The organism is uncultured Sphingomonas sp., assembly GCF_936927845.1.
Classification (GTDB): Bacteria; Pseudomonadota; Alphaproteobacteria; order Sphingomonadales; family Sphingomonadaceae; genus Sphingomonas.
In genome coordinates this window covers 1-7,243 of the sequence record NZ_CAKZHV010000064.1, presented here as the reverse complement: position 1 = coordinate 7,243, position 7,243 = coordinate 1, and the positions used below count along the sequence as shown (strand labels likewise).

General features: G+C 64.0%; 8 protein-coding genes and 1 pseudogene. All 9 read right to left on the bottom strand.

What is annotated here, in order from left to right:
- Nucleotides 1-1,225 (bottom strand): annotated as a pseudogene (locus Q0579_RS13800) (heavy metal translocating P-type ATPase); the annotation flags it as partial.
- Complete coding sequence (locus tag Q0579_RS13795) at nucleotides 1,222-1,830, bottom strand: cation transporter (RefSeq protein WP_017980811.1); 609 nt, start codon at nucleotides 1,828-1,830, stop codon at nucleotides 1,222-1,224. The gene Q0579_RS13795 and the pseudogene Q0579_RS13800, both read right to left, overlap by 4 nt.
- Nucleotides 1,827-2,513, bottom strand: a complete 687-nt coding sequence (locus Q0579_RS13790) for a transporter (protein WP_017980810.1) — start codon at nucleotides 2,511-2,513, stop codon at nucleotides 1,827-1,829. Before Q0579_RS13790 ends, Q0579_RS13795 begins: the two co-directional genes overlap by 4 nt.
- Before the next feature lie 3 nt (nucleotides 2,514-2,516).
- Nucleotides 2,517-2,900 carry a hypothetical protein gene (locus Q0579_RS13785; protein ID WP_024310665.1) on the bottom strand — a complete coding sequence of 128 codons (384 nt, stop codon included), beginning with the start codon at nucleotides 2,898-2,900 and terminating at the stop codon, nucleotides 2,517-2,519.
- 5 nt (nucleotides 2,901-2,905) lie between these two features.
- Nucleotides 2,906-3,793, bottom strand: a complete 888-nt coding sequence (locus Q0579_RS13780; protein WP_024310664.1) for a bestrophin family ion channel — start codon at nucleotides 3,791-3,793, stop codon at nucleotides 2,906-2,908.
- A gap of 31 nt (nucleotides 3,794-3,824) precedes the next feature.
- On the bottom strand, nucleotides 3,825-4,166 hold the full coding sequence (gene fliE / locus Q0579_RS13775; RefSeq protein ID WP_017980807.1) for a flagellar hook-basal body complex protein FliE: 342 nt from the start codon (nucleotides 4,164-4,166) through the stop codon (nucleotides 3,825-3,827).
- Between the two features lie 45 nt (nucleotides 4,167-4,211).
- A complete protein-coding gene (locus Q0579_RS13770; RefSeq protein WP_024310663.1) occupies nucleotides 4,212-4,586 on the bottom strand; it encodes a hypothetical protein in 375 nt (124 codons plus the stop codon).
- Nucleotides 4,583-5,071 carry a polyketide cyclase gene (locus tag Q0579_RS13765; RefSeq protein WP_017980805.1) on the bottom strand — a complete coding sequence of 163 codons (489 nt, stop codon included), beginning with the start codon at nucleotides 5,069-5,071 and terminating at the stop codon, nucleotides 4,583-4,585. The genes Q0579_RS13770 and Q0579_RS13765 overlap by 4 nt, the downstream gene beginning before the upstream one ends.
- 53 nt (nucleotides 5,072-5,124) lie before the next feature.
- A partial coding sequence (locus Q0579_RS13760) for a CusA/CzcA family heavy metal efflux RND transporter (RefSeq protein ID WP_298813363.1) occupies nucleotides 5,125-7,243 on the bottom strand: 2,119 nt, incomplete at its 5' end.

The window sequence follows — 7,243 nt, the reverse complement described above, 5'->3', positions numbered from 1 at the left end:
CGCTTTCATTGGAACGGCGTGTCACCTCGATCTCGATCGCGCCGCCGCCGTTGATTGTACCGGCAAAAACCCGGCTTTCCGCGTCCACTGCATCAGGCTTTGCCCGCGCCGCTGCGGCATCGGCGACCGGCACCTTGTCGACCGGGATGCTTTCACCCGTCACCGGGGCCTGGTTGATCGCGCTGGTGCCTTTGATGACGAAGCCGTCAGCAGGCAGGCGCTCGTTCGGGCGGACGATGGCAATGTCCCCGACGACCATCTGCTCGACCGGGATTTCGCTGGTCTGCCCGCCGCGTCGCACGGTCGCGGTTTCGGGCGCGAGCTTCGCCAGCGCCTCGATCGCCTTCTTGGCGCGGCCCATCGCGTAATGCTCAAGCGCATGGCCAAGGCTGAACAGGAACAGCAGCAGCGCGCCTTCGGCCCATGCGCCCAGCGCCGCGGCGCCGGCGGCAGCGACCAACATCAGCGTGTCGATCTCGAACTTCTTCATCCGAAGGTTGTCGATCGCCTCGCGCAGCGTGAAGAATCCGCCGAAGAAATAGGCCGCGACATAGCAGGCGGTGGGCAGCCACTCCGGTACGCCGGCAACCAGCCTCTCGATCGCATAGCCGATCCCCAGCAGTGCGCCGCAGGCGAGCGCGAAGATCAGCTCGGTGTTGGGGCCAAGAAACTCGGCATGGCTATGGTCGTGGCCATCGCCAGGACCGTGCTTCTCCTCGTCCGCGCCGTGGCCACCCGGCCCGTGGTCATGGCCAGCATGGTCGTCAGCCGCGACCCGCTTGCCTACACCGACCTTCAGCTTGCGAAGTGCGGCGCGGACCTCCTCTTCGGTGGTCTCCCGGCGATCATACTCGACCCGAACCGAGCCGCTGGTGCTGGCGCTTGCCTGGACGACGCCGGGCAAGGCGCACAGCGCATCGCTGACGGTCCGCGCCCGGCGCGCGTGATTGATACCCGTCACCTGCCAGATCGCATGACCGTAGCGTTCGGTGATTTCGGCACCAGCGGCGCGCACCATTTCGCGCAAGCGGGGCAGCGGCAGTTTGGCGGCGTCAAAATGGATGCACAGCGCCGCCGGCGTGTCGCCGTCGACGCAGATCACATGGGCCCGCTCGACGCCTTCGCGTTTCGACAGGGTCGACACGAGACGGTCCAGACAAGCGTCGGCCGCGTCAGGAAGGTCGGGCAGCAGGACCGGAATATCGAGTTCGAGCTTGTCGTTCATGACGACCTCCTTTCCCTTTTCTTGGTTTCGGCGCGCGCGTCGCGCAGGATTTCGACACCGCCCTTGATGGCGATGATGGCAGTGGCGAAGCCGACCAGCAGGTCCGGCCAGTTGGTGCCCAGCCACAGCACCAGCACGCCGGCGATCAGGATGCCGCCATTGGAAATGAAGTCATTGAAGCTGAAGGTGGTGGCGGCCCGAAGGTTGACGTCCGGATCCTTGAGCCGCTGGAGCAGCCGCAGGCACAGGTAGTTCACGACGCCAGCGATCGCCGACATGACCATCATGGTCGGTCCGATCGGCTCGCTGCCCTGAAGGTAGCGCCGGCCAACGTCGATCAGGATGCCGCCCGCGAAGATCAGCAGCATGACGCCGGAGGCCGTCGCCGCTCGCGTCTTCCATGTCTCGCCCCGGGTGAGCGCCACGAGGCTCAGCGCGTACACGGCGGTATCCGACAGGTTGTCGACGCCGTTGGCGATCAGCGCGCTCGAATCCGCGAAGAAGCCGGAAATAAAGAAGCCAGCCGCGATTGCCGCATTCAGCAGCAGGACAATCCAGAGCGTACGACGCTCTCGCCCGCCATTATTGTCATTGTTCGGGATCATCCCATGATCTCCTCAAGCGTCAGCAGGGCGAGGAACCCCACGAAGAACATCGAGCTGATGAGCGGGGTGTCAGGCTTCTCGTGCGCCTCGACCAGCAACTCCTCCGTGACGAGATAGAGCAGCGCCATCAGACCAAAGCTCAGGAAGCCAGCGACCATTACCGGCGAAAGCGTGGCGACAGGAACGGCCGCGAGCGCGCCGATCGGCAGCAGCAACGCCAATGCCGAAACGATCACGATGATGCGCAGGCGCGAGCGATAGGTTTCCGCCAGCTCGTCGGTCAGCGTCAGACCCAGGAAGAGCACTTCGAGCGTAAGCGCGATCGTCAGCAGGAACCCTGCCTTCTCGCCCGCGACGAACGCGAGGCCGAGCACCAGGCCATCAACCAGAATGTCGATGCCGATCGCCGCCAGCAACGCCATCGGTCCCTTGAAGCGGGCCTCGAAAGCCTTGAGCCCCAACATCGTCGCGACACCCGCCGCCCCACCGATCAGCGTCGCGCTGGGCGAAGCCTCATGCTTGACCTGCGGCAGGATTTCGGTCGCTGCCGCCGCAAACACGACGCCGGCGGCGAGATGCTGTAGGCCCGCCACGAGGCCAGGATTCAACTTGGTGCGGCTCGCAATGATCGCGCCGAGCACGACCGCCAGCACAGGCGCAAGCGTGTAGAGCAATGCTTGCATATGCTATGATCCCTCCGGGGTTCGGTGACAGACGCGGATCTTCCCGCCCTGCGTGAAGGCGATCGACCCACCCGCCACGACTGCCCGCGACCGGTCGCCGCGAAACTCATCGCCCGTTCGTTGCGCGTGCAGGATCTCGGTCCTGCCGTTGGGCAGCCAGGTGACAGCCATCTTCAGGCCGTCGTCGATGAAGTCGACATCGGCGCGCGATCCGTCGTCGCAATACATGATGCGTTGCGCGATCAATCGGGGCGTCAGATGCGTTTCATGCGCCGGCTCGACAGGTTCGCTCGGCGCGGGATTGCACGCTCCGGCGACCATACCCGCGAACAGAACGGCGCCGATGCGCGCGGCTGTCAGGCAAGGCAGGTAACGCAAAGCGCGCACCGCACTCACCACAGCACGCCGTGATCGGGCGTCAGCGGCTCAGGGGCTGGCAGTCCCGCCGTCTGAAGAAGGTCGATCTCGATCGTGCGGCACATGGCCGTGAGTGGGACATCGTGGACGCTATTGGCGAACGGATCGGTCAGATCCTCGCCGATGCTCAGCACCGCGAGGAAGACGAGTCCGATCAGCGTCGATCCGATCGGCGTGGCAAGGCCCAGAGATTCGACCAGCGCGATCGGGAGCAGCACGCAGAACACGCGCGTGAAAAGGTTCGGGAAGAACCTAAAGCCATTAGGCAGCGGCGTGTTCTTGATCCGCTCCATGCCGCCTTGGGCATTGGCGATGTCGATCAGGACGCGCTCGACAGTTGCCTGCTGGATCTCAGTGGTCCGACCTTCCGCGAGCGCGTCGGCGTAGATGCCCGATATGTCTTCCAAGAGCGCGTTGGCAGGGTTCAGGCGACCGACCGCCATATCGGCGACGTCCGTTCCGGCGACCCGAGCAATCTCTTCATAGGGCGACTGTCGGCGAAGCTGGCAGCGCATCGAGTGCGCAAAGGCGATCTGCCGCAGAATGATGTTGTGCCGCATCTCACTGCCCTCGGGTTCCCCCTTGGTCAGGCTGCGCGTGATCCGGGCCAGGCTGCGCGACGCATTGATGAGCGCGCCCCAAAGGGTTCGCGCTTCCCACCAGCGAGCATAAGCAGCGTTGGTGCGGAACCCCATGAAGAGCGCGATGGCAGTGCCGAAAAGCGCCGTCGGCAAAGGCGGTTCCTTAATCGGGGTCATTATGTGGAATGCCGTCACGGCTACGTCCCACACGAACAAGATCGTGAGCGGCTTCCAAACCTCGACAATGATCTGCCTAAACCGTGGTCTCGCGCCAACAATCATATCAACTTTGCCCTAAATCCCTTTGCGATCGTTATCCAATCGGCATGTTCATGATGTCCCGATAAGCGGACAGCAGCTTGTTCCGGACTTGCAGGGTCGCTTCGAAAGTTATGGATGCGCGGCTCTGGATGAGCGCGACGGTTGCAATGTCGGTGGTTTCGCCACGCTCATATGCTTCCGTGACGACATCCTCTTGCTCCTGGGTCTCGTTGACCTTCGCGACCACGGCATTGAGGGTGTCGGCGAAGTTCGACGCCGGAGCGGTGGGCGTCACGCCGGGCGGTGCCGTCGGCTGTGCCTCGCGCAAAGCGCGGCTTCGCGCGATCACTTCGGCGCGAATGACCATCACATTCGAGATCGACGTGTCAGACATCGCTTCTCTCCCGTTGCAGCGCGACGTGTCGGAAGACAGGACGGTTCATCTGGCGCCCTCCCGTTCGCAGGTCCGGGTCCGGCCATCGCCTTCCACGATGGTGAGCTGCGTTCCTTTGAAGGTCGCGGTGGCCGTCTCGCCGACATACTGGAGGCCCTGCGCTGGAGCGGTCAGTGTCACGGGCGTCCCGCTGCCAGAACGCCGCAAATCGATCTGCAGGCCGTTGTCCTTGAAATCGACGAACAGCGGTTCCCGGTCGGAACAGCGATAGGGGTGTCGCCCCATTTCCCCAGTCGCCACAGCGCTGTCGGACGAATGGATTTCTTGCTCCGTTGGGGGAGCCGGCGGCTTGCTTTCCGAGCAAGCTGCCAACCCGGCAACGAGGATGAGGGCGGGTAGTACCCGGATCCCAGGCATCATCGCGCCTTCCTCCTGTAGCGGGAGGGGACGCGCTGACGATTGATCTCACGGGCAGGCTGACCCACCCGCCAGCGCAGATAGGTTGCGAGGCGGTCGTCGGCCTCGATCATCAGGGACCGCAGGCGGCGCAACATCATCGCCGCGAACGGCAGAGAGAGCGCCCCGCGCAGCGTGCAGCTATGTGTTAGCCTGGTGCCACCATCGTCCCCTGCCAGCTCGTACCGCTCTTCGAGCGTGAACAGATAAGGGATGCCGCAGGACCAAGCGAAGGCGTGCGGCTTATCGAATTGATCGACCCGGGCCGGCGTCCGAATTGGCCGGGTGATGCCCTGGATCGCGAAGGTACATTCCGTCTCGCCAAGCAGGCACGGGTTGTCGAGGAATGCGAGCGGACTCCAAGCCCGACGATGATCCGGATCGGTGATCGCCGACCAGATCCGCAGTGGCCCGCCGTGAAGCATTGAGCTGGTTATGGTGCGAGGCATATCCCCATCTCCCAGAGATGAGCGGGGCGATCGCGGACCGCCCCGCTCACCCATCAGGCCAAGTTGTTCACGAAGGTCTGACCGTGGTCGTCCCCTTCATGCTCCTCATTGTAGTGCTCGGGATTCTCGATCACTTTCTGCCCGAACCGGGCATAGAGCGTCGGCAGAACGAACAGCGTCAGCAGCGTCGCCGAGATCAGGCCGCCGATGACGACGGTCGCCAAGGGCTTCTGCACCTCCGCGCCCGCGCCCTCGCCAAGCGCCATCGGCACGAAGCCGAGGCTGGCGACAAGCGCGGTCATGACGACAGGCCGCAGACGCTGCATTGCGCCGACATGGGCCGCCTCTTCGCGCGATAGCCCCGACCGGATCAGATCCTGGATCGAGCTGACCATCACGAGGCCGTTGAGGACCGCGATGCCCGACAGGGCGATGAAGCCCACCGCCGCCGAAATCGAAAAGTCCATGCCTCGCAAGAAGAGCAGCAGGACACCGCCCACCAGCGCGAAGGGCACGCCGGTGAAGACGATCGCGGCATCGCGGACCGATCCCAATGCGCCATAGAGCAGCAACAGGATCAGGATGAAGCAGGCCGGAATAACCAGCTTCAGCCGCTCGCTTGCCGATTGCAGGTTTTCGAATTGGCCGCCCCATTCGAGATAGGTACCGGCAGGCAGCCGAACCTGGCTGGCGATCGCTGCCTGCGCATCCGCAACCACCGATCCGACGTCGCGGCCACGCACGTTGGCTTGCACCACCACGCGCCGTTTGCCGTTCTCGCGGCTGATCTGGTTGGGACCGTCGACCACCTTGATCTCGGCGACGCTGGACAGCGGCACATAGCCGCCGCCTGCGACCGGCACCTGCACCTGCTGGAGCAGGCCGATGTCGGCGCGCTGCGCCTCAGACAGGCGGATCACCACCGGGAAGCGACGATCGCCCTCGAAGATCTGGCCCGAGGTCCGCCCGCCGATCGTGGCAGTCACGGTGTCCTGCACGTCTTGCGCCGTGACGCCCAGGCGCGCCATCGCGTCACGATTGACGCGGATGTCGAGCATGGGAAGACCTGTCGTTTGCTCGACTTTCACGTCCGCGGCACCCTGCGTCTTACGCAGCGTCGCAGCGATTTGCTCGGCCGTCCGGTTCATCTGGTTGAAGTCGTCCCCGAACACCTTCACCGCGATGTCACCGCGCACGCCGGCGATCAGCTCATTGAAGCGCATCTGGATGGGCTGGGTGATCTCGTAGGCATTGCCCGGGATCTTCGCGAGCTTACCCTCGATCCGGCTCACCAGCTCCTCCTTGGGAAGCTCAGGATTCGGCCAATCCTTGCGCGGCTTCAGGATAACGAACATGTCGGTTGCGTTCGGCGGCATCGGGTCGGCCGCCAGCTCGGCGGTGCCCGTCTTGGAATAGACGAATTGCACCTCCGGCTGCTTCGACATCATTCGCTCGATCGGCACCTGCATCGCCTGGCTCTGCTGGACCGACGTCGCCGGAATACGGAGCGACTGGATCAGCAAATCGCCTTCATCGAGCTGCGGCAGGAACACCGAGCCGAGCGTGGTGAAGGCCAGCGCCGCCACCACAAGGCTCGCGACACCCGCCCCGATCGTCACGGTCGGACGCTTCATCGCCCGATCAAGACCAGGTTCGTAGCGCTTCTTCAGCCACGTGATAATGCGGCCGTCCTTCTCCTCAACCTTCTTCGATAGCCAGATCGCGATCATCGCCGGCACGAAGGTGAGAGAGAGGATGAAGGCGAAGGCGAGCGCGATGATGACGGTGAGCGCCATCGGCACGAACGTCTTGCCCTCCACGCCGGTCAACGTGAGCAGCGGCACATAGACAAGGATGATGATCGCCTGCCCGTACACCGAGGGACGGATCATCTCACGCGCAGCGGAAGCCACGGTCGCGAGCCGTTCCTTGACGCTGAGCAATCGTCCTTCATGATGCTGTTGCTCGGCAAGCCGGCGCAGCGCGTTTTCGACGATGATGACAGCGCCATCGACAATCAGACCGAAGTCCAAGGCGCCGAGGCTCATCAGATTGGCGGAGACACCGGCACGCAGCATCCCGAAGCCGGTCAGCATCATGGTAATCGGGATGACCAGCGCCGCGATCAGGGCCGCACGGAAGTTGCCGAGCAGCAGGAAGAGCACGACGATG

Coding starts and splice junctions, on each gene's coding strand:
- Q0579_RS13790 (WP_017980810.1), bottom strand. CDS start 2,513: ATGCAAGCATTGCTCTACACGCTTGCGCCTGTGCTGGCGGTCGTGCTC.
- fliE (WP_017980807.1), bottom strand. CDS start 4,166: ATGTCTGACACGTCGATCTCGAATGTGATGGTCATTCGCGCCGAAGTG.
- Q0579_RS13795 (WP_017980811.1), bottom strand. CDS start 1,830: ATGATCCCGAACAATGACAATAATGGCGGGCGAGAGCGTCGTACGCTC.
- Q0579_RS13780 (WP_024310664.1), bottom strand. CDS start 3,793: ATGATTGTTGGCGCGAGACCACGGTTTAGGCAGATCATTGTCGAGGTT.
- Q0579_RS13765 (WP_017980805.1), bottom strand. CDS start 5,071: ATGCCTCGCACCATAACCAGCTCAATGCTTCACGGCGGGCCACTGCGG.
- Q0579_RS13770 (WP_024310663.1), bottom strand. CDS start 4,586: ATGATGCCTGGGATCCGGGTACTACCCGCCCTCATCCTCGTTGCCGGG.